Origin of the sequence: Methanoregula sp., from assembly GCF_041663825.1 — an archaeon.
In the GTDB taxonomy this organism is placed as follows: Archaea; Halobacteriota; Methanomicrobia; order Methanomicrobiales; family Methanospirillaceae; genus Methanoregula.
Genome location: NZ_JBAYLY010000003.1, coordinates 66,876 through 88,860 on the forward strand (window position 1 = coordinate 66,876; position 21,985 = coordinate 88,860).

Annotated in this window: 16 protein-coding genes and 1 tRNA gene; 7 read left to right on the forward strand and 10 right to left on the reverse strand. The window is 55.1% G+C overall.

What is annotated here, in order from left to right:
* Positions 1-65 precede the first annotated feature (65 nt).
* The 3 genes from WCX19_RS02385 to WCX19_RS02395 form a co-directional block, all read right to left on the reverse strand.
* Entirely contained in the window at positions 66-1,016 is a 951-nt protein-coding gene (locus WCX19_RS02385; protein WP_373004435.1) for a magnesium transporter CorA family protein, read from the reverse strand.
* Positions 1,017-1,247: 231 nt separating this feature from the next.
* The gene (locus tag WCX19_RS02390; protein ID WP_373004438.1) at positions 1,248-1,988 is read right to left on the reverse strand and encodes a tRNA(His) guanylyltransferase Thg1 family protein; all 741 of its coding nucleotides are present in this window, start codon (positions 1,986-1,988) and stop codon (positions 1,248-1,250) included.
* Between the two features lie 74 nt (positions 1,989-2,062).
* A complete protein-coding gene (locus WCX19_RS02395) occupies positions 2,063-2,329 on the reverse strand; it encodes a PRC-barrel domain-containing protein (RefSeq protein WP_292424967.1) in 267 nt (88 codons plus the stop codon).
* Between the two features lie 53 nt (positions 2,330-2,382).
* Here WCX19_RS02395 and WCX19_RS02400 point away from each other — a divergent pair, with 53 nt between their 5' ends.
* Positions 2,383-3,516: a CBS domain-containing protein gene (locus tag WCX19_RS02400; protein ID WP_373004441.1), complete on the forward strand. Its 1,134-nt coding sequence runs from the start codon at positions 2,383-2,385 to the stop codon at positions 3,514-3,516.
* 128 nt (positions 3,517-3,644) lie between these two features.
* Positions 3,645-4,400 (forward strand): glycosyltransferase family 2 protein, encoded by a 756-nt coding sequence (locus tag WCX19_RS02405; protein WP_373004445.1) that lies wholly within the window; start codon positions 3,645-3,647, stop codon positions 4,398-4,400.
* A 21-nt stretch (positions 4,401-4,421) separates the two neighbouring features.
* Here WCX19_RS02405 and WCX19_RS02410 read toward each other — a convergent pair whose 3' ends face one another.
* The 4 genes from WCX19_RS02410 to WCX19_RS02425 all read right to left on the reverse strand — a co-directional run bounded on the left by WCX19_RS02410 (position 4,422) and on the right by WCX19_RS02425 (position 9,360).
* Positions 4,422-5,456 (reverse strand): YbhN family protein, encoded by a 1,035-nt coding sequence (locus WCX19_RS02410; RefSeq protein WP_373004449.1) that lies wholly within the window; start codon positions 5,454-5,456, stop codon positions 4,422-4,424.
* Between the two features lie 118 nt (positions 5,457-5,574).
* The gene (locus tag WCX19_RS02415) at positions 5,575-7,236 is read right to left on the reverse strand and encodes a radical SAM protein (protein WP_373004452.1); all 1,662 of its coding nucleotides are present in this window, start codon (positions 7,234-7,236) and stop codon (positions 5,575-5,577) included.
* Positions 7,226-7,852 (reverse strand): 6-hydroxymethylpterin diphosphokinase MptE-like protein, encoded by a 627-nt coding sequence (locus tag WCX19_RS02420; protein WP_373004455.1) that lies wholly within the window; start codon positions 7,850-7,852, stop codon positions 7,226-7,228. The genes WCX19_RS02415 and WCX19_RS02420 overlap by 11 nt, the downstream gene beginning before the upstream one ends.
* A gap of 38 nt (positions 7,853-7,890) precedes the next feature.
* A complete protein-coding gene (locus WCX19_RS02425; protein ID WP_373004458.1) occupies positions 7,891-9,360 on the reverse strand; it encodes a DHH family phosphoesterase in 1,470 nt (489 codons plus the stop codon).
* Positions 9,361-9,468: 108 nt separating this feature from the next.
* On the opposite strand from WCX19_RS02425, the gene WCX19_RS02430 reads away from it, so the two are divergent.
* A tRNA-Lys gene (locus WCX19_RS02430) sits at positions 9,469-9,542 on the forward strand.
* Between the two features lie 117 nt (positions 9,543-9,659).
* Complete coding sequence (locus tag WCX19_RS02435; RefSeq protein ID WP_373004461.1) at positions 9,660-12,866, forward strand: PAS domain S-box protein; 3,207 nt, start codon at positions 9,660-9,662, stop codon at positions 12,864-12,866.
* A 142-nt stretch (positions 12,867-13,008) separates the two neighbouring features.
* Here WCX19_RS02435 and WCX19_RS02440 read toward each other — a convergent pair whose 3' ends face one another.
* On the reverse strand, positions 13,009-13,677 hold the full coding sequence (locus WCX19_RS02440) for a flavodoxin family protein (RefSeq protein WP_373004464.1): 669 nt from the start codon (positions 13,675-13,677) through the stop codon (positions 13,009-13,011).
* Positions 13,678-13,716: 39 nt separating this feature from the next.
* On the opposite strand from WCX19_RS02440, the gene WCX19_RS02445 reads away from it, so the two are divergent.
* Together WCX19_RS02445 and rbr are read left to right on the forward strand one after the other, a co-directional pair.
* Positions 13,717-17,268 carry a PAS domain S-box protein gene (locus WCX19_RS02445; RefSeq protein ID WP_373004467.1) on the forward strand — a complete coding sequence of 1,184 codons (3,552 nt, stop codon included), beginning with the start codon at positions 13,717-13,719 and terminating at the stop codon, positions 17,266-17,268.
* Between the two features lie 114 nt (positions 17,269-17,382).
* Positions 17,383-17,955, forward strand: coding sequence for a rubrerythrin (gene rbr, locus WCX19_RS02450; RefSeq protein WP_373004470.1), 573 nt, complete (start codon positions 17,383-17,385; stop codon positions 17,953-17,955).
* A gap of 35 nt (positions 17,956-17,990) precedes the next feature.
* Here rbr and WCX19_RS02455 read toward each other — a convergent pair whose 3' ends face one another.
* Positions 17,991-18,581: a transglutaminase family protein gene (locus tag WCX19_RS02455; RefSeq protein ID WP_373004473.1), complete on the reverse strand. Its 591-nt coding sequence runs from the start codon at positions 18,579-18,581 to the stop codon at positions 17,991-17,993.
* Positions 18,582-19,032: 451 nt separating this feature from the next.
* Between WCX19_RS02455 and WCX19_RS02460 the strand changes: the two genes are divergently transcribed.
* Positions 19,033-20,277, forward strand: a complete 1,245-nt coding sequence (locus tag WCX19_RS02460; RefSeq protein ID WP_373004476.1) for a threonine/serine exporter family protein — start codon at positions 19,033-19,035, stop codon at positions 20,275-20,277.
* A gap of 194 nt (positions 20,278-20,471) precedes the next feature.
* Here WCX19_RS02460 and WCX19_RS02465 read toward each other — a convergent pair whose 3' ends face one another.
* A complete protein-coding gene (locus WCX19_RS02465) occupies positions 20,472-21,707 on the reverse strand; it encodes an amidohydrolase family protein (protein WP_373004479.1) in 1,236 nt (411 codons plus the stop codon).
* Positions 21,708-21,985 lie beyond the last annotated feature (278 nt).

Consider the following 21,985-nt stretch of genomic DNA (forward strand, 5'->3'; position numbering starts at 1 on the left):
AAAAAAATCCCGGCCAAAAATATACCCCGCACCCGCAATGGGGCAAATGAGACACGCCAAAAAATTTAAAAAATTTTCTTTCTCCACATCAAAACGCCCATCGCTGCCGAGATCATAAACGAAATAATAAAGATCGTTTCAAAGGCAAAGGGCCTGCCCGACAGCGGGATATCCCCGACATTCATCCCGTAAAAACTTGCAATCATCGTGGGGATCGCAAGGATAATCGTAACGGATGCCAAAAACTTCATCACGATGTTCAGGTTGTTCGAGATAATCGTCGCAAACGTATCGGTCATACCGTTGATGATGTGCAGGTAGATCTGCGACATCTCAAGGGCCTGCTTGTTCTCGATAATAACATCGTCTAAAAGTTCGGAATCCTCCTCGTACATCCGGAGCGGTTTTACCCGCATGATCCGTTCGAGCACAACCTCGTTGCTCTTGAGCGATGTCGAGAAGTAAATCAGGCTTTTCTGCATCTCCATCATATGGAAGAGCTCCTCGTTCTTCATGGATTTGTGAAGCTCTGACTCGATGTGCGAGATCGACTTCTCGATCTGGCGGAGGTGCGTCAAATAAGAGGACGCGTTCCGGTAAAAAATCTGGAACAGGAACCGGGTCTTCTTGAACGTCGCAAAGTGGCGGACTTTCCCCGAGATAAAATCATCAAGAATGTGGGTCTCGTACTTGCAGACCGTGACGAGATTTTTTTCGGTGATGATGATCCCGAGCGGCAGCGTCGTCAGGGTGCGGATGCCCTCGTTCTCCATCACGGTCGGGATATCGATAACAACAAGGACGACCCCGTCTTCCATGTCGATACGCGGCCGCTCTTCCTCATCGAGCGCTGCTTTCAGGAAATCAAGGGGGATCCCACAGGTCTCGCCTATGATCTTCAGTTCGGGCTCCGAGGTATTGAACAGGCGGATCCATGCACCGTCTTCGATCCCGCTGATATCGGCCGTGACCTCCTGGAGCCCATCCTCTTTTTTTGTCCTGATAATCTGCTGCATCTCTTCCCCCGATTATTTTTTTATGAGTTTCCGGTGACGGCGCCCCGGTCTTTTTAGGGAGCCGGTGTACGGAATCTTTCCCGCTTCGTTACATTACAGGGAAAACGGTCCCGGGTGCTATTGACAGTACTGGTGAATCTTTGACCGCTTCCATAAAACTGCTTTTTGGTTTTAAGTCCGGCCGGGATCAATAAATCCAGGGGGATTATCGGGACGAGAACCTGCCGGAGATTACGGGCCACCGGTGCCACCGATCAGCTTCTTCAAGAACGCCTGCCCTTCCGGTGTCGTAAAGAGCGGGAGGTCGCGGTCCGTGACAACCATGCTCCGTGTCACCGTCACGTGCTCTTTTGTGATCGGATTGTAGCCTTCTTTTTCGATCTCCTTTTTGCAGACAAGCACTCCCCGGCGCTGCCAGGCCGGTGTCTTTGCGAGATTGACACCCCGCTTGTGCATCATCTCGTGGAGCTCCTGCGCCGGCATCCCCTTGAGCTTTCTTGCCGCGTCGGTCCCGTCCATCCCTTCACTGATCAGCGCCTGCTGGCAGTAGGCATTCAGGTGGTCGCGCCATGCCTCGTCCTGCCGGCCGGTTATGTACTCGATCGCGGACTCGGGGGTTGCCTGCACGATCCGCGCATCAAACGCGAGCGGTGCTTTTGCATCAAGCGCAAGCGTGAGAGCGCTTGCCGCATACGAAGCGGCGACAGAATCGATCTTCTCAACCCGGCCCGAGAAGGGAAGTTCGGTAAGGTACAGGCTGATCTCGTCCGAGAACGTGTACGCAAAAACCGGCGTAAGGCCGCTCTCCCCGACAAGTAACCGGCAGACTTCGACCATCGCATTATTGAACCGGTCGTCAAACGGTTTTACAAACCCGAACTTCCTGGTCAGCCCGTGGAACGCGCGGCCATCGAGCCGGACAAAGACCGGGGAAATCGTGGCTAGATTTGAAAAGATCTCCCGGTTTTCCATGAATACCACCAATGCGGAGAAAAAAAGGGGGCGGCCCCGCACCACCCGGACTATCGTTACTGCTAAAACCCGGTTTATTGTTCCTCAATCGTGCCGGATGCGAACGCGCCCGGCAGGTGGCGGATAAGCACGATATCATCGATAGCGCTGATGATCCGGTAGGGGATCTTGAGGCCCTTATAATTCTTGAGCTCGAAGAGCTGGTCGTTTACCTTACCCACCACAAGCGATTCGATCTTCTTAGAGTCCACATCGATGACAACATCGTCGACTTCTCCGATGTACATGCCCTTGTCAGTGTAAATCGAAAGCCCGAATAAATCCGTAATCTGGGTTTCCATCGTTATCAGATGAAAGTATATACCATATGGGTTAAAAAGATAATCCATACTTTATGGACGGATCACTTCGAATCGGGCGGCTTTTTGACATCCCGATCCTGCTCCACTACACCTTTCTGCTGGTCATCCCGCTGTTTGCGTACATTATCGGCAGCCAGATAACGTCCACGACGGACATGCTCATAGAAATTTTCCACGTTACGATCGATACGAGCATAATAACTTCTGGTTTCATGCCCTGGATCCTCGGGACGCTTGTCGCACTCGGGCTCTTTCTCGGGGTGCTCGTCCACGAGCTTGCCCACTCGCTTGTCGCGAAGGCTAAAGGCATCAAAATGCAGAGCATCACGCTCCTGATGTTTGGCGGCGTCGCCCAGATGGACGAAGGGGCGCCGGAACCCCGGACAGAACTCCCCATGGCGCTTGCCGGGCCGGTGATGAGCCTCGTCTTTGGTCTTTTCTGCTGCGGGCTCGTGTACATAACCCCGGCGATGGCAGCCGACGCTCCCACACAGGGCGTTCTTGTCTTCATCTTCGGGTACCTCGGCGTGCTCAACATCATCCTCTTTGCGTTCAACCTGATCCCGGCCTTCCCCATGGACGGCGGCCGGGTACTCAGGGCGGTGCTTGCGATCAAGATGCCGCTTGACCGTGCAACGCGGATCGCGGCAAATGTCGGCAAGGCATTCGCCGTCATCTTCGGGATTATCGGCCTCTACCTTTTCTCCCCGTTCCTGATCCTGATCGCGCTCTTCATCTACATCGGGGCGAGCATGGAATCGACGGCCGTCCAGTACAACGTCCTGTTACAGGATGTGACCGTGGGCAACATGATGACTGCCCCGGTGACCACGGTGCCCGAAAACATGCCGCTTTCAAAAGTGATCGACATGATGTACGCGAGCAAGCACCTCGGTTTCCCGGTCACCGAACGCGACATGCTCGTGGGCATGGTGACACTTGCGGACGTGAATCACACCTCGCCTATCGACCGCGAAGCGATGCAGGTAAAGGATATCATGACCCGGGATATTGTCACCCTCCCACCAACGGCATCGGTGCTGGACGCCCTCCGGATCATGTCAACCCGGAACATCGGCAGGATACCGATCGTGCATGAGGACCGGATTGTCGGGATCGTGACCCGGACAGATATCCTGAAAGTTACAGAATTAAAAAAGATGTAGGCAGAGAATCCCGAAGGATTCCTGCACGCTTAACGTACCAGATCTTTTCTTTCTGCATAACTATTTTCAAGATTAATCCCAATAATTAAAGACAATTCTTTAGGATCCTGTCAGAATTAGGGCACATCATGATATCCGTAATCATCCCGGCATACAATGAAGAGGCTAATATCCGGAGGTGCCTGTCTGCCCTGTGCAGCCAGACGGTTCCCCGCAGTTCCTATGAACTGATCGTCGTTGATGGAAATTCCCGTGACCGGACACGGGAGATTGCAGCAGAGTACGCGGATCTTGTATTTATCCAGGAATCTGAAAAGGTCTCCGGTGCGCGAAACGATGGATTTCGCCGGGCGAAGTATGATATCGTTGCGACAACCGATGCTGACTGTATCGTCGCCCATGACTGGATTGAACAGATCCTTTTTTCATTCCAGGAACCCCGTGCGGTCCTTGCCTTTGGCCCGGTAACCTCGATTGAAGATACGCCAAAAAACCGGCAGTATGTCCTGCTGTTCAATTTCCTGATACGATTCGGGGCTGCCACCCGGATGTATTATTACACGCTCGGCTGTAACACCATCTTCCGGTATGACACCCTGAATCGCATCGGGATGTACAGGATTATGGATGCCGGGGACGATCTTGAAGTGGCGACCCGGATGAGAAAAGAGGGAAAAGTCGTCTTTAACCCCGACCTGAAAGTCGGGTTCGATTTCCGGAGATATAACCAGTACGGGTTCTGGAAAACAATCTATGAATGGTATCGTATCATCCTCGACGGAGGAATTTCCAAAAAATATACGTATACCCGGCGGGAATACAAAACGAGCGCCCCGGATGAAGAGACCGTGATGAATAAACCCCCGGAAAAAGAGCGGGTATAACCGGGAAGCCACCCCGCTTGTTTATCCTGATTTCTGGCTCTTGTCCTCCTCTTTTTCCTTGTTTTTCAGCTCCCGTTTGAAGATGGCAAGTCCTGCAACGGCGCCGAGAATGATATTTAAGTAGAATGTCACAAAACGCCACAGGATGACAAAGATCCCGATCATTCCTGAGGGAATGATCAGTGCATACAGCGAAGATGTGGAGAGCTCGGTGATCCCCGATGACCCTGGTGTGAGCGGGATCATCATGATGATGGCAAGGATGATCTGGAAGAACATGGATTCAAGGATGTAGGGGCTAAGGCCGAGACCCATCATAATAACCGAAGCGACCAGAAACTCACTCGTCCAGAAAAGTCCTGTTAAGATTCCACCGACGACAAGACCCCTTCGTGCAGGTCCGGTAAACCGGGTCGTGCCCTCAAAAAAATTTTCAATCTCGCGTTCTGCCCGCCCGGTTATTTTCTGGTCCGTATCAGAGGATTTGAAGAACCGGGCAACCACCCAGTTAACCAGCCTCATCACGAGAGATTTTGTTTTTTTCGGGTATCTTATGGCGAGAACCAGGAGGACAAGGACCCCGATCATGAAGACCAGGGCGAAGGCAACAAGGATTACCAGGGCAGGACTAAACGTGCCGAGGAAATACGGCAGCATCACAAAGAGGATAAGAACTCCCATGACAGAAAGGATGAGCCCGTCAAGGAACCGTTCCATGATAACAACCGCGATGGCATCTCCCATCCTGACGCCGCCACGGTAAAGTTCGTGCACCCGTACCGGGTCGTTTCCCACCTGTCCGGGAGTGATGGTGCCGGCAAGCAGCCCGGCAAGTACCATGTTGATGCAGTACGGGAGCGGTACACGATAGCCAAGGGAAGCGGACATCAGGTGGACCCGCATACCCCAGATCACCAGCGCAAGCAACCGGAACAGGATAGCAATGACCAGAAATACGAGGTTAAATGCGAGGATGTAGCCGATCGTTTCTTCGTTGAAGGTTGTGGCGAATATGATGACGATAACTACAAGGCTGAAGAGGATACTGAGTGCCATCCAGCCCCGATTTGATTTTTTCACCATATTCCTCCCAGACTAAAAGGGTACGTATCCCGATCGTCCTAGTGAATTCGTATTGTCGGGTTGTAATGATTTGGATGTTTTTTTATTTGTGTTAACATTCCAGAAGCAAATCGAGCGGCGAGTTCCCCGCAACTTTATTAAATTCTGCGATATCTGCAAACGGGCGCTTCGCAATCACGGCAGCCACCCGTTTCTTCCCGACGCCGGGCAACCAGCGGAGCGCTGAGACTGGCAGGGTGTTGACGTTGAGCGGGAGCGGGAGGGCGGTGATCGAACGCATGCCCCAGTCCACCACCACGGCATCGATCACGGTGCGGACGGGCAGCTTCACCGGGATGCCCGCGAGGATCGGGTATGAGCCCGGCTGCCGGCCAAACGAGAGTTCGCCCGAAACCTCGATCCGTACATCGCGGAGGATGGTCCCGATGGGAAAGACCCGCTGGAGCATAGGGAGATCGATCTTATTCCTGACATACTCCTTGAATGCCTTAAAGCGCCGCTCGTTCTTCCCGAGCGTGTTATCCGTGTACGCCCGTGTCCCCTCAAACGGCATCACCTGCCGGATGTTGACACGCCGGACCATGAGGCCGGCCGCGAGCACCCGGGCGAGGAACTCCTCGTTTTTATCGTAGGTTGCCGGGGTCTCTCCCGCAAGCCCGCAGACGAAGTTAAGGCCGGGCAGCAGGTCGGGGATCCCGTCCTTTCTCGCCCCCCCGACTTCATTGACAATTTCTATCGCCCGTAAGACCTCGTCCGGCTGCGCCTTGAGGTTGTTTGCCGCTATCACGGCCGGGTCCGCAGTCTCCATACCGAATGCAGCGACATCACCGGACGTGTGATGCCGGCAGATGGCGCGAAGCGCCTCCCGGCTCTTCTCCTCGTGCCGTGCGATGGTAGCCGGGTTCGTGTTGTCGATGTGGAGCGTTTTCAGATCCGGGGCTGCGGCCCGGATCCCGGAAAAAAGTTCTTCGAGAAGATCCGGGCGCGGTGCCGGGTACTCCCCCTCCCCGGCACCATACGCAAGGATATCCGGCTGCCGGCCGACCCGAAAGTGCCGGGCGCCGCTCGCCGACAGTGCCGTAACCTCGGCTGCAACCCCGGCAACGGACCGGTACCGGGGCCGGCCATAGAATGGTTCGGTGCAGAACGAGCAGCCGCCGGTCGCCCCGTGGGAGCAGCCCCGGGCGGTCTCGAGCTCGCACATCACGTACGGGAAGTCCGGGTGCTGCGTGATGATGCTGGCCCCCGCGACGCTCCACGGGTCGGTCAGGGCGTAATCGAAGACCCCGTTGGGCTCTCCCCCGGTAAGGTACCGATCGAGCGCCACGGCTGGCTCTCCGGTAAGCAGCGCGTCAAATCCGGTGATCAGTTGCCGGACGGCTTTTTTCCCGCCCTCGCCGGCATACCCAAAGCCGATGGGACCGCCGATCAGTTTCTTTGGGCCCTTCACCATATGGCCCACCTGCTGGCACTCGGTGATGGTGGCAGGAGTGCCGCCAAGGTATTTCCCCGGCACCGTCACCCCTGCGATCATCACAAGAATGCCGGCCCGGTTCATCGGTATTGCCAGCTGCGGATCGCTTCTGAGCTGGTCGATGGTAAAATACCGGACAGAAAAACCCCGGACTGCAAGCGCCCCCGCAACCGTCCGGATATACGGCGAGATGTACGGCGGGACGCCGAGGCATGCGGGCTCGTCCACGTACCCGTCAAGGATCACCGCCTCCCGGTTTTTGTCGCCCTCAACCGTCATGGCCGATCAGGGCAAGGAGTTTTTTTGCCCACATAAGTTTTCCACGCTTGACCGGGTCTACATTTTTGTCGTCGAGGTCAAAGCCGACAAGCGTAATTGTTTTCGCACCGAGCGCATCGGCGGCAAAGACTGCACGATCACCATCCGAAAAACCGCCGAAGTTATGGACATGCGGGAGCGGTATGCTCTGCGTAGTGGCGACAAGAGGGCCGGTGAATTTTTTTGTCCAGTGCCGGAGGAGCGGCACATTGTCGCCGTGTGCATGGACCACCACAATGGTTCCGGTTGCGTTCATTTCCAGGAGCAGGTCGGTGGCTCCGTCAAGGTCCGTGAAGACCGCGTCAGGCCGGATGCCGTGAGTGAAGAGGACGTCGGCCGCTGCATCGGCGGCAAAGACCACGCTCCCTTCCGGGATGCGGCCGAGTTCTTTTATGAGGCAGGGGGCGTTCCCGCAGACCACGATGTCACGTCCCGTGACAAGCCCGGCAAGTGCCGGGAGATCGTCGCGGGAAACGAGCGTAGCAAGGAGTGCAGCCGCTCTCTCATCATCCTCGCGGGAAAATCCAAAATAATCGAGGATCTCGCGGTAGTGCGGCTCCCAGAGAGAAAAGTCCATGCGGTCACCTGGATGGATGAGGAGGGGCCGGCACGGCCTCACTCCTCATTTTTCTTGTCCTCGTTTTCGAGACCGACGAGGTTCTTGAACTTCTGGAGGATCGGCTCGATGGTGATGTCGAGGAGCGCCACCTTGTCGGAGACGTTCCCGAAATAGTGGAGCGGGAGGTTTGCCGCCGCCATGTTCGGGTGGCCGCCGGCGTCTCCCATGTCCCCGAATGCCTCGGCAAGGGCATTCCCGACGTGCAGCCGGATGTCCCGGTTCCGGGCCGAGATCACGATCGAGGTATCCGTGATCCCGTACACGAGCGCCGTGTTCACGCCTTCGAGCGTGATCAGGAGATCGGCTGCCTGCGGGAGGGCGTCCCGGTTCATCACGTAGCCGACGTTCGAGAAGAGGTACCCGCTCTGGATCTTCCGGTTCTGGATCGCCTTTCCTATCACGTCCAGCGTCTCCTGCGACATGGACGGCGACATGATCTTATCGAGGAGATCCGCATCCGTAAGCGGGAGGAGGAAACCTGCGTTCCCCAGATCCTGGGGGGTAACGTTTCTTTTGAACTCCTTTGTGTCAGTCCGGATACCGTACAGGAGTGCGGTTGCCACCCTCTTGTCGACCGGGATGTCCAGTTCCTGGAGATACTGGGTCATGATGCTCGCGGTCGCACCGATACCCGGCCTGATATCCGTGAAAGTCCCTTGGCCGGCCGCGTGGTTCCCGTCCTTGTGGTGGTCGACGATGATATGGATCTTTGTCTGGGGCGGGATGTCGTTGTTGGAACCCGGGCCCGGGCAGTCCACCATCGCAAGGTAGGTGCATTTCTGGAGTGCTTCGGGCGTTACGTGCTCCATCTTGATATCGAGCAGGTTCACAAACGTCCGGTTCTCCTGGTGCCCGATGTTTCCCTCGTAGAAGATCCGGCAGGTGAGCGTCTTTGAGTTCGCGTGCCGTGCGATCTCGGCAAGGGCCATGGCGCTTGCAATCGCGTCAGGGTCCGGGTTCTTGTGGGTGATGATCCCGAGAATGCCATCCCAGCCGGCAAGGAGCGAGAAGAGTCTCTGGGAGACCCGGCTCGCGTGCTGCTTTTTGATCTGGAAGACGGCAGTCTTTGCGACGACTTCCTGCGGGTAGATGACAAGATCCGCACCGGCGGCCGTGAGCTTCCCGCCGGTCACCGGGTCGACCGCCCGGGCGATCACCTGCACTGTCGGGTACCGTCTTTTTACGGCAAGGACGGCGGCGAGATTTGCGTCCGCGTCGCCGGTCATCACAAACGCGATCTCGAACGCCGGCAGTCCAACGAGCATTTCAGACGAGGTGATGTCCCGCATATATGCGTCGTACTTCTGGTCGCGGAGGTGGCGCACGCGCGACTCGTCACGGTCGACGACGATCACACGTTCGTTCTCTTTCGCGAGTTCGAGGATAATATTGTACCCGTTTGTCCCGCACCCGAAGATACAGTATTTTATCGGGGCTGCCGACTCAAATGCGGCGTTATCAGGCATGTTAGATGAAGATGTACCACGCCCACGTATAAAGGAATTCTCCGGCCATCCGGGCTCCGGGTTCCAAAACATTTATTCGGCTGTACCGGCCACATTATTAGGCTACGTGGGTCTGTAGCTTAGTTCGGCATAGCGGCGGACTCTTAATCCGCAGGTCAAGGGTTCAAATCCCTTCAGGCCCGCTTTTCTCATCTTTCATTGTTCTTCACGGCAGAGTCTATTTTCGATGGCCTGCTCCCCGCCATGAGGAGGTACTTTAATAGCGATTGCGTAAACACAGACTGTACTCCCGTCTGATATTGTTCGGACGTGTAAAGGGGGCAGGGCTCACGTTTACCTTCGACCTGATCATCGGGATGCTGTTTGTCTCCGGCATCAGCATGGCAAGTCTCGGGCTGTATGCCAAGAAGTTCGTCAACAGGGTTCCCGCGGCAGCACCTTTTATCCTGCTGATGTTCTGCGGGGCAGCCTGGTCTGTGCTCTATGCCCTCGACCTCCTGACCGCATCCCTCCCGCTCAGGGTCTTCTATCACAACCTCCGCTTTCTCGTCCTCCCGTTTCTCTCCATTATTGAACTCTGGCTGGTACTCGCGTACGTACATAAGACGGAATGGATGCACCGGGACTGGGCAGCCATGCTTCTTGTCATCCCGGTTGTGTCTGCACTCCTTGCGATCACGAGCCCCTATCATACCCTGTTCCGGTACAACTTCTCCCTCAATACGGCCGGCCCGGTACCTGTGCTCCAGTATTCCGAGAGCACGTTCTTTATCCTCTATTCTTTCTACTCGTTTATCCTGCTCGCTCTCGCGGTTATCCTGCTGGTCGTGGAGACTCATAAGAAGGGGACGCTTCGGGAAATGCCCACAATTCTCCTGCTTCTCGCCCTCGCGTTCCCGACCGTACTCAGTTACCTCTCCCAGATCTTCCTGATCCCGTTTCCCGGCATCAATCTGACTCCTGCCCTTCTCTGGATCCCGGCCATCCTGTATGCCGTGGCACTCTTCCGCTTCCAGTTCCTGGATATCATGCCGATTGCGCGGAGCCGGCTGATCGAGGCATTAAGCAAACCCGTGCTGGTGCTGGATAAGGACCTGCGTGTCATTGACATGAACCCGGCGGCAGGTTCGCTTTTTTCCCTCCCGCCTTCCTCTGCCTTGGGGAAATCCATTGACATGATTGTACCGGACTGGCCGGATTTCCTGTCGTTATGCAGGGGGGTCACCGTGCAGAAACAGGAACTCGCCCGGGCCAGGGACGGCGTCACGCACTACTATCTGGGATCTGCCGAGCCGCTCCTGACTCATCAGGGCGATACGGAAGGCCATCTCATCTTCCTGCAGGATGTCACTGACCTGAAACAGACCGAACAGGCACTCCGCGAGAGCGAGAAACGGTACAGGGATCTGTTTGAGATTAACAATGCGGTCATGCTCATCGTCAATCCGGAGACCGGCAGGATCGTGGACGCGAACACCGCTGCCTGCCGCTATTACGGATACAGCAAGGAGGAATTTGCCGATATCGCGATCATGGATATCAATATCGCAGATCCGAAAACGACCTACCAGAACATGGCCCACGCGGCATCAAACGGGGGCAAGGTGTTTTCATTTCGGCACAAAAAGAAGAACGGGGAGATCCGGGATGTTGAAGTATTCAGTGCCCCGGTTATACTTGACGGGCACCGTCTGCTCCATTCGATCATCCAGGATGTGACGGAAAGAAAACAAGCAGAAGAATCCCTGCGGATGAAAACCGAGGAGCTGGACCAGTACTTCACCACAAGCCTCGACCTCTTCTGCATAGCCGACACTGACGGATATTTCCGGCGGCTGAACGCACAATGGGAGAAATCACTGGGGTATACACTTGCTGAACTTGAGGGGAAACGGTTCCTGGATTTCGTGCACCCGGACGACATGCAGGCAACCCTTGACGCGCTATCCACACTAAGTGCCCAGAAAGAAGTGCTCAACTTTACCAACCGGTACCGCCACCGCGACGGCACGTACCGCTGGATCGAGTGGCGGTCGTTCCCGAAAGGGAACCGGATCTTTGCTGCCGCCAGGGATATCACGGAACGAAAGCGGGTTGAAGAAGCCCTCCGCGAGAGCGAAGAGAAGTACCGCTCGATCATCGACGAGATGCAGGACATCTTCTACCGGACTGATCTCTCCGGGAAGATCACGATGCTGAGCCCATCCGCCGCACGGCTGGCCGGCTACGAGTCAAACGACCAGCTTATCGGGCAGGATGTTATTTCGGTGTACGTTGACCCGGCCGGCCGAGGCAGACTCCTTGCGGCCCTGCGGGAGAAGGGATCCGTGTATGCGTATCCCCTGATCCTCAGGACCCGGGACGGGACGATCAAGCATGTGACAACGAGCAGTCATTTCTACCATGACTCTCACGGAAACATCCTGGGTGTGGAGGGCGTTATCCACAATATATCAGACCAGATGCAGGCCGAGGACGCCCTAAGGAGGAGCGAGGAGCGGTACCGGACCATTATCGAGAATATCCAGGACGTGTATTTCCGGTTCGACCGTGAAGGCCGTATCGTCATGGTAAGCCCGTCGGCTGCACCTACATTTGGTTTTGCTGCTGCTGATGAGATGGTGGGCGGACCCGTTGCATCAATCTGGAAGAACCCGCGAGAACGACAGCAGATGATCGATGCGATGAGTGCGCACGGGGGGGCCGTGCAGGACTGGGAAACGGAGTTTGTAAAAAAGGACGGTACTGCATTCTGGGCCTCGGTGAGTGGTCACCTGAATACGGACGAGCGGGGGGAGTTTGACGGAACGGAGGGGATCATCCGGGATATTTCAGAGCGCAAGAAGATGGAGGAGGCGCTCAAGAGCACACTCACGAAATTAAACATGCTCTCCTCCATCACCCGGCATGACATCTTAAACCAGATCATGGGACTGCGGACGTTCCTGGAACTCTCGCGGGAGGATCTCAAAGGCACCCGGTTCGCCGAATTTATCGAGAAAGAGGATCAGGCCGCAGAGGCGATCCAGCGGCAGATCGAGTTCACGAGATTTTACCAGGATATCGGGGTCAATGCACCGGACTGGCAGGATGTGGCTACACTCATCCATTCAGTAGTTACGCAGCTCAACCTTGCAGCAATCGAGGTGAAGGTCGCGGTCACTGGCGTGGAGATCTTTGCCGATCCGCTCATAGAGAAAGTCTTCTACAACCTCATGGAAAATTCCCTCCGTCACGGGGAGCGGGTGACAACGATGGAATTTTCTTCCCGCGAGTCGGCGGAAGGGCTTGTCATCACCTATCGCGATAACGGCGTGGGTATCTCAGCGGAGGACAAAAAGAGACTCTTCCAGAAGGGATTCGGCAAGCATACCGGTCTTGGCCTCTTCCTCTCCCGGGAGATCCTTGCGATCACCGGGATTACCGTCACCGAGAACGGAGAGCCTGGTGCCGGGGTGAGGTTCGAGATCACCGTACCAAAGGATGCGTACCGGTATACCTCCTGAAAACCTGTACGGTTTTCTTCGTTATCGGGACATTCAGGGAGTTCTCCCGGAATTGCCCCGGTACCAGATCCGGCAGATACAGGTTCAGGTTTTTAGTTTTTTTCGATTCGCAGGGCAGGTTCTGGCCCGGGATCTATCCGGGTTATGGGATCCAGCCCATTCTCACCCAGCGCTCATACTCTTCGGTGCGGAGATCCCGGTTCTCAAGAACGATGGATTTGAAGTACTCGCGGTTGTCCGCGAGGATCGCTTCCTGCGCCCGATCGGTATACCCGTCACGGCACGCCACCGCAAGTTTTTTCCCGAGCGCCCGGGCGGCAGGCTCAGCGGCGTCAAGGGCACCGGGTTTTTCCCCGTCGGCAATACTGATACCTCCCACCGAAACGACGCCAAGGTAGTTGAGCACATGGTTAAGGTACGCGACAACCTCATCGCCACCGGACTCGGCCGTCGTCGCAACGGCACACCCGAATTTGCCGGCGAACTGCTGGTAATGGATCGCATCTGCCAGCCGGTCGAAGAACACCTTCATCTGGCCGGAGATATTGTCGATATAGACCGGCGAGCCAAAAACGATGGCATCTGCCGCCTGAATCCGGACGATGAGTGAGGGAACATCATCATCGTTGACACAGATGCCGTTTAAGGTGCACGCATCGCACGCGGTGCAGGGAATGATCCGGTAATCCGCCAGATCGACAATCTCGGTCTCTGCACCAGCCTCGGCTGCTCCTTCGAGCACGAGACCGGCAAGTTTACGTGTGCTGCTCCGGATCGTACGGGGGCTCCCGTGGATGGCGAGGATCTTCATGTATGACTCCTTTGTACATCTGGTTGGACGAGGAAGAATATGAGGAAATGGGATGCGACGCACATGCACCATACGTTCGGCAGTTCGCAACATTCATTAGATTCAAGACCAATTGCCTGTAAATCAGACAGCGTGCCAGCCACCACGCAAGAGTGTTCCGGTATGTATTCTCTCCTCTATGTTGACGATGAGCCGGGACTGCTTGAGATCGGCAGGCTGTTCCTTGAACAGACCGGTGAGTTTACCGTCACCTGCGCACTCTCGGCAAAAGAAGGACTCGACCTGCTTGGCAGGAACAGTTTCGACGGGATCGTTGCCGATTACCAGATGCCGGGCATGGACGGCATTGAGCTCTTAAAAGAGGTCAGGACCTCGCACGGGCAGATCCCGTTTATCCTCTTTACCGGGAGGGGCAGGGAAGAGGTTGTCATTGCCGCCATCAACAACGGCGCAGATTTCTACCTCCAGAAAGGCGGTGAGCCAAAAGCGCAGTTTGCCGAGCTGGCCCACAAGCTCCGGCAGGCAATCGGCAGGACACATGCCGAAAAAGCCCTCTCTGATTCGGAGAAACGGCTTACAGATATCATCAACTTCCTCCCGGACGCCACGCTTGCCATCGATACGAAGGGGACCGTGATCGCCTGGAACCGGGCGATCGAGGAGATGACCGGGACTGTGGCTGCGGACATTCTCGGTAAGGGGAACTACGAGTATGCCGTTGCCTTCTACGGGAAACGGCGGCCCATGCTGATCGACCTGGTCTTTACTCCCGACGGGCAGTTCGAACAGGATCACTACATCTATACCCGGCACACACCGACAACCCTCACGGCAGAAACCGAGTTTGAACGAGAGGGGCAGACCCCGGCGATCCATCTCTGGGGAAAGGCGAGCCGGCTCTTCAATGAGAAGGGGGAACTTACCGGTGCGATCGAGTCCATCCGCGACATCACGGATATGAAAAAGTCCGAGATGGAATTGCGTGTGGCAAACGAGCAGCTGGCAGCATCCGGTGAAGAACTGCGCTCCCAGTATAACGAACTGGCTGCAAGCGAGAGAAAACTCCAGGAGAACGAGGAGAAGTACCGGACGCTCGTGGAACACAGCCAGGACGGGATATTCATTACGCAGGACGGCCACCTGGTGTTCCATAACCGGGGGTTCCGCGAGATCCTCGGGTATGCTGAAGGGGAGCTTGACGGGATCTCCATTGACCGGTGTCTCGCCCCGGAAGACCGGGAAATTGTGCTGGCCCGGCACTATGCTCGGCTTTCAGGGAACAGGCTGCCGGAAATGTACGAGTGTTCGTTCCTCAACAGGGACGGCACCAAGCGAAGGGTGAAAATGGATGTCGGCCTGGCATCCTACCGGGGAAAACCTGCTACCATCGGAACGATCCATGATGTGACCGGGGAGCGATTGCAGGAAGAAGAACTGCGGGTAAGCGAGGAGAAGTACCGGTCACTCGTTGAGAACCTCCAGGATGTGATATACCGGACCGACCGGGAGGGTCGGTTAACCATGGTGAGCCCGAGCGGGCTGGAACTTTTCGGCTACGATTCTCCCGATGACCTGCTGGGAAAACCCATTGCAAAGTCATTCTACCGGGTCCCGGAAAAACGGCAGGAGTTTCTCGATGAACTGTACAGGAACGGTTCGGTAAAGAACGTCGAAATCGAGCTCCGGCACCGGGACGGGACACCGGTCTTTGTTTCGACGAGCAGCCATCTCTATTACGACAGGAACGGGACAGTGCTCGGCATTGAGGGTATCCTCCATGATATCACGGCCCAGAAAAAAGCCGAAGAAGAGAGCCTCAAACGCCGTCAGCAACTCGAAGAGATAACGGCAACCGTGCCCGGCGCCGTGTACCAGTTTTATGCACTGCCGGATGGCAGCTGGAGGATCCCCTATGTGAGCACCCGTGCAGGGGATATCTTCGATGCCCCAGGAGATATTGGGGATTTTATTACCTGGTTTACGGATCATGTCCACCCGGATGATCGTGCCCGGTTCATGGCATCTGTCGAGACTGCATTACAGGCCCGGCAGAACTGGCAGTTCGAAGGGCGTTTTGTCAAACCTTCGGGGGAAGTCATCTGGGTTCAGGGAATTGCCAGCCCGGTCCCGCATGAGGACAACCAGGTATATTCCGGGGTCTTCATGGATATCACCCAGCGGAAACTGGCCGAAGAGGCGCTCAGGGAGAGCGAGGAGAAATACCGGCTCATTGCAGAAAATTCCCCTGACATGATCTATTTCGTCGACACCGGGGGACACGCCCGGTACGTCAATACCCTTGCAGCAACTGCACTGAATGAAAAGGCCGACAACATTATCGGGAAACACTTAACAGAGATCTTCCCGATGGAGGCGGCCCGGCGCCTCGATTTGCTCCACCAGATTATTGAAAGCCGGACCCCTCTCCAGAAGGAAATTGTTGAAACGTTACCCTCCGGTAAAATCTGGATCGACGTCCGCCTCTCCCCGGTAATTGACGCCGCGGGCCGTGTCCTTGGGGTTCTCGGGGTCTCGCACGATATCTCTGACCGGAAACAAACAGAAGAGGACCTCATTGAATCCGAGATGAAATACCGCATGCTCGTGGAAAACAGCCACGATATCATCTATACCATCAACCCTGACGGGATTTTCACCTTTGTTTCCCCGGTCTGGACCACCCTTCTCGGGCACCCGGTCTCCGAAGTTGTCGGGAAACCCTTTCAGACGTTTGTCCACCCTCTCGACATTTCCCCGTACGAAGCGTTTCTTGCGGAGGTAGTCAAAACCGGAAAACCCCGGGCCGGAACCGTGTACCGGGTGTTCCATGCGGACGGTTCGATCCGGCTCCATATGTCGAACATATCCCCGGTCTTTGATGAGCAGGGCGCACTCATCTTCTATATCGGAACCGCACAGGACATCACCGATGTCCGACAGTCGGAGAACGCGATCCGGGAAGCAAACCGGAAACTCAACCTCTTAAACAGCATCACCCGGCACGATGTGGCAAACCAGCTCACGGTCATGCAGGGGTATACGCAGCTTGCGGCACAGAGAAAACCCGAACCGGCCATTGCGGATTTCCTTCGTAAAATCGATGCTGCCGTGAACGTGATCCAGCGGCAGATCGAGTTCATGCGGACGTACCAGGACCTGGGTGTGAAAGCCCCGGCCTGGCACCGGATCGATGAACTTGTCAGTGCGGCTCGGATCCCGGACGTCACGGTTACCAGTGCCTGCGGTACCGCTGAGATATTTTGTGACCCGATGATAGGGAGGGTCTTTTTCAACCTCTTCGACAACGCGGTCCGCCACGGGAAGACCGTGACACACATCACGGTGCAGTGCGAACAAGTTTCAGAAGACCTGGTGATCACGGTTGAAGACAACGGCACCGGGATCCCGCCTGGTGAGAAACAGAAAATCTTTGATAAAGGATTCGGTAAGCATACGGGTTTTGGGCTCTTTCTTGTCCGGGAGATCCTTGCCATCACCGACATCACCATCCACGAGACGGGATCCCCGGGAAAAGGGGCGAGATTCGAGATCAAGGTACCAAACAAGGCGTACCGGCCCGCAGTGAAGTAAGCAGCCGTTCTGATCGTATCCCATGCAGCAGCCCGGGATGGCTATTACACGGGGACGATCCAGCAGAGTATAAATTGCAGGCCGACAGACTGGATAAAAAAGGGTGCGTATTTCATGAAATTCAAAGGCAGTAAGACGGAAAAGAACCTGCTCGCGGCATTTGCCGGCGAATCGCAGGCACGGAACCGGTACACCTTCTTTGCGAGCGCAGCAAAGAAGGAAGGCTACGAACAGATTGCGGCGATCTTTTTGCAGACCGCTGAAGAGGAGAAGGAGCACGGGAAACTATTCTTCAAACAGCTCAAAGGCGGCGATGTGGAGATCACGGCATCCTATCCTGCAGGCGTGATCGGGACGACAAAGGAGAACCTCGCCGCTGCGGCTGCAGGCGAAGAGATGGAGTGGGGCACGCTCTACCCGAAATTTGCCGCTGCGGCTGACAAGGAAGGATTTTCTGATATCGCAAAACTCTTCAAGATGGTGGCAACCGTGGAGGCCCACCATCAGCAGCGGTACGGGAAACTGCTCGAAAACATGGAGAACGGTACCGTCTTTAAAGTGGAAACCCCGGTAAAATGGTACTGCCGGAACTGCGGGTTCATCCATGAGGGGAAGTCTGCCCCGGCCAAATGCCCGGTCTGCGAGCATCCGAAGGCGTACTTCGAACGGGCGGCAGAAAACTACTGATCTTTTTTTCTCTTTAAAAAAAAGACCTTACGGGGTTACTCTTCCACGTCCGGCATGTTCCGCCGTACATCCACATAATCGCTGTACTTTGTAAGCAGGTCAACTACGACGGGAAGCGGATCGCTGAAGATCCCGGTCAGGTCGGCCTCGCCGGATTCTTTCGGGACAAACGCAAGGTGTTCTTCCGGTGGCGTAAACTCCGCGTGCACGTCCGCCCGGTTGCCCCGGGCATCGGCCCGGTACCACCCAAAGGGTTCAAGCCAGACCACATTGAGGCCGTGCAGGTAGAAGGACGGGCCGACATCGCCGTGGTTTTTAAGGCGCTGGTAACAGAGCCCGGCGGGGATCTTGTTTGCCCGAAGAAGGGCGGCAAGCAGGTGGCTCTTTGCAAAACAGTAGCCGGTGGTGTGCGTGAGGACTGCCGAAGCCGAGAGCGTGACCGGGTTTGCCTTGTAGTCCCAGCTGTGCCGGATTTCGTCGCGGACAAACATAAAACAGTTCCGTGCAATCTCCGCATCGCCCGTGCAGCCTTCGGCGAGGGAAAGGGCCTTCTTTCGCACGGCCGGGTTGTCATGGTCGATGACGGGTGTTGCACGGAGGAATTCTTTGTGACCGGTATGCATCATGGTACGGGAGCGTTCGTCACGTGAAGGTAAAATAACACGGGTGCCGGGCAGGATGATGCCGGGTTATTTTTGCCAGTAGATCCGAAAGGAGATTTGCATCAGGAAATTCACCCTTCGGAAGACCATCCACATTCCCGGCATCTATTAAATCGTGCGGTTGTTGCACACTTTGATTCTGATCTCCATTGTCGCTTTCACCCTCACGCACCGGATTGGTGCCCGGGAACAAGGGATCTGCATTGTCACTATCTCATGACAGAAATACCGGCATGCTGCCCCTACATTCCGGCAGGACAAACGGCGGTCATTAACCCGGATAAGACAAAAAGATATGGTATCAGCTTAGTAGTATGTTGAATCGTTGTTGGATGGTAAGGCACACCTTCATGGACCTCGCCAGCATGACAACGGATAGTGGATGGATATGACTAACACGGGCTCCGGTGATGAAATGAATCCTCTTCAAGAGGATACTCACCATTTTGACGATTCTGTCCGGTTTATTACGGCACTTACCAAGGTTATCGATCAGTATGGCGGCCATTCCCATGATACTGACAAAACCATCCAGCATATCATAAAAGTACTGGGACTCAACGGGGAGATCCTTGCAGTACCCAATACCATGATCCTCGCCCTCTGGCAGGATGACATGCACCACCAGACAATCCATATCGCCACAACACGGCAAACGAACTATGATATGGCACGGCTTGGAAAGGTGCGGGACCTTATCGGGGAGGTGGAAGGTGGCCGGGTCAGTCCTGCCGATGGACTCATACGGCTTAAAGAGATCGAACGTGCCCCTGCCCACTATGGCAATTATCAGAAGGCGTTGGCGTTCTTCCTGGCCGGGGTGGGTTTCGGGGTAATCCTGGGTATTTCATGGCTGGATGTGTTTATAGGGGGCGTTCTTGGTCTCATGGCATTTGGTGTTGAACTCCTTGCCGCCCGAACATCCCTGGTGGTAAACAACACCCCGGAACTGTTCATCTCTTTGGTGATTGCATTCCTCGCAGGTATCGCAGGTGTCGTGCTGCCGGGGATACACCCGCTGGCGGTGACGGTCTGTGCTCTCACCATCTATATTCCGGGTTTTGCCCTCACCCTCGCCCCTCGGGAGGTCCTCTTCGGGGATACGCTCTCCGGCCTCATTTACTTCACCAATGCCCTGTTTATCTCCCTGAAACTCTTATTGGGTACGATTCTTGGCCTTGGGATCGCCCATTATCTCTTTCCCGTGGCGGTTACAGAACCCCTTGCAGGAGTAGATCCTGTTTTTATCTGGGTTTTTATCCCTTTCCTGCTGGTAAGTAATGCGATTCTGTTTGGCGTTTCACGAGATCATCTCTGGCTGGTTATCATATGCGGGTTGCTTGTATGGGCGGGAGTACAAGGGGGAAATACGTTTGGTTTCTGGCAGGGCTACTTCATCGGGGCAATAGTTCTTGCTCTTTATGCCCGGATTGCGGCCCGCAGGTTCAGCATTCCCCACTCTGCCGTTCTGCTCCCCGTAGTTCTCATACTGGTTCCCGGCTTTTTGTTCATCCAGGCGTTGTATATGTTTAATGCCAACCAGGTCATTGCCGGAATCAGCGCGGGCTTTCAGGTAGTTATCATCATCGCTGCCATCATCTGCGGTATATTTATTGGTGACATCATGGGGTCATGGAACGGGATAAAAAAACGCGGATGAGGAAATAAAAGAGAGATAACCTCAAGATTACTAAAAATCTCATCGCTCATTTGTTCTTATCACTACGGGTTACACCAGTATAGATCGTTTGAAAAAACCAGATTATGCTATTCGATGCTGCCTGATGAATCCCGAATCCCGTAATCGGATGAGCGATGGAGAAGGGTCGCTTTCTTATCTGATCTAAAAGAGGGTTATGCCTGTTTATAGACGATACCCGCCTTCATAACAAAGTTGACCTTCTCCATGACCGTAATATCCTCAAACGGATTTCCAGGAACTCCGATGATATCTGCACATTTACCCGGTGCAAGCGTTCCGATATCATCCTTCATGAGCAGCTCTGCCGCCATACTTGTTGCAGCACGGAGTGCACGGGCCGGTGAAATACCATTTGCCACCATCTCACCAAACTCCGTTGCCCCGTTTATGGTAAATGATAATACTCCGAGATCGGTCCCGAACGCGATCTTGACATTGCTTTTTGCAAGATGATGTGCCGTTTCGAGAAGGGCGTCTTTGTATTTCCTGATCTTCATTCGCATTAACTGCGATGCGCCCATTTCATCCCAGTATGCGTCGCTGTCAGCAAACCGGGCTGACCGGACCCCGGCATACTGTGTCGGAACAAAATAGACACCTTTCTCCTCGATAAGCGCCAGGGTCTCCTTCGATGCCATAGCGCCATGTTCCACCGAGCGGACACCGGCAAGCACTGACATCCGGACGGCATCGTCGCCATGGAGATGTGCCGCGACCGGCCGGTGGAGCGCGGCAGCAGTAGCAACAAGTGTATCCATCTCCTCCCGGGTATAGGTCACCTCGACCGGATCGTCAGATGGGGTTGCAAACCCGCCCGATGCCGCATACTTGATCCAGTCGGCACCCCATTTGATCTCGTTCCTGACGACAGTCCGGATCTCATCCGGCCCATCGGCAAGGCAATTTTCCCTGGTATCGCAATAAGGAGAGAGAAGTACTGTAACATCCATATGGCCGCCCCGACAGGAGATCATGTGGCCGGAGGTGACCAGGCGGGGTCCCTGAATAATTCCCTGGTTAAGGGCGATCTTCAGATCCCGGGTCGTATACCCATGAAAATCCATGTCGCCCACATCACGGACGGTCGTGAACCCGTTCATCAGGATAATCCGAAGTGCCTGGGCACCAAGGAGCGCCTTGTATGAGCCTGAATGGCTCCAGAAGGTTGGCGATATTTCGGGCCTGATTGTCAGATGGACGTGACAGTCGATGAGGCCGGGCATCACCATCCGGTCATGGAGATTGATAACCTCTGCACCTTCAGGGACCGGGATATTTTCTGCAATCTCTTTAATGAAACCGTCTTTTATAAGGATATCACGAGGACCGAGTGGGGCATCAGATACGCCGTCCCAGATAGTTCCTGCCCGGATGAGGGTAACCGGCATCAGACATCCCGCCTGAGGTTATGCCCGGCAGGGTTCTTACATCTCATAGAGTTCTTTGTCATGATGTGCCAATACCGTGATTCTGTGGTTTCTCCTCGTAATGTGATAACCATTCCTCCTTTGATATATCATGGATGGGGTAGTGCCTGATCTCTCCCTATACTCCAAACTACCCGCAACTTCTCCCCATTCGTATCTAATCTCAGTACTTCTCTAATATTTCCTCCAATTGGATATAATTGACAAGCACACCAATCGCCATTTTTCTAACAGGCCGT

What these genes read in the sequence shown, in the direction of transcription:
- WCX19_RS02385 (WP_373004435.1), bottom strand. Translation starts at nt 1,016, where the DNA reads ATGCAGCAGATTATCAGGACAAAAAAAGAGGATGGGCTCCAGGAGGTC.
- WCX19_RS02390 (WP_373004438.1), bottom strand. Translation starts at nt 1,988, where the DNA reads ATGGAAAACCGGGAGATCTTTTCAAATCTAGCCACGATTTCCCCGGTC.
- WCX19_RS02395 (WP_292424967.1), bottom strand. Translation starts at nt 2,329, where the DNA reads ATGGAAACCCAGATTACGGATTTATTCGGGCTTTCGATTTACACTGAC.
- WCX19_RS02400 (WP_373004441.1), top strand. Translation starts at nt 2,383, where the DNA reads ATGGACGGATCACTTCGAATCGGGCGGCTTTTTGACATCCCGATCCTG.
- WCX19_RS02405 (WP_373004445.1), top strand. Translation starts at nt 3,645, where the DNA reads ATGATATCCGTAATCATCCCGGCATACAATGAAGAGGCTAATATCCGG.
- WCX19_RS02410 (WP_373004449.1), bottom strand. Translation starts at nt 5,456, where the DNA reads ATGGCACTCAGTATCCTCTTCAGCCTTGTAGTTATCGTCATCATATTC.
- WCX19_RS02415 (WP_373004452.1), bottom strand. Translation starts at nt 7,236, where the DNA reads ATGACGGTTGAGGGCGACAAAAACCGGGAGGCGGTGATCCTTGACGGG.
- WCX19_RS02420 (WP_373004455.1), bottom strand. Translation starts at nt 7,852, where the DNA reads ATGGACTTTTCTCTCTGGGAGCCGCACTACCGCGAGATCCTCGATTAT.
- WCX19_RS02425 (WP_373004458.1), bottom strand. Translation starts at nt 9,360, where the DNA reads ATGCCTGATAACGCCGCATTTGAGTCGGCAGCCCCGATAAAATACTGT.
- WCX19_RS02440 (WP_373004464.1), bottom strand. Translation starts at nt 13,677, where the DNA reads ATGAAGATCCTCGCCATCCACGGGAGCCCCCGTACGATCCGGAGCAGC.
- WCX19_RS02445 (WP_373004467.1), top strand. Translation starts at nt 13,717, where the DNA reads ATGAGGAAATGGGATGCGACGCACATGCACCATACGTTCGGCAGTTCG.
- rbr (WP_373004470.1), top strand. Translation starts at nt 17,383, where the DNA reads ATGAAATTCAAAGGCAGTAAGACGGAAAAGAACCTGCTCGCGGCATTT.
- WCX19_RS02455 (WP_373004473.1), bottom strand. Translation starts at nt 18,581, where the DNA reads ATGATGCATACCGGTCACAAAGAATTCCTCCGTGCAACACCCGTCATC.
- WCX19_RS02460 (WP_373004476.1), top strand. Translation starts at nt 19,033, where the DNA reads ATGAATCCTCTTCAAGAGGATACTCACCATTTTGACGATTCTGTCCGG.
- WCX19_RS02465 (WP_373004479.1), bottom strand. Translation starts at nt 21,707, where the DNA reads ATGCCGGTTACCCTCATCCGGGCAGGAACTATCTGGGACGGCGTATCT.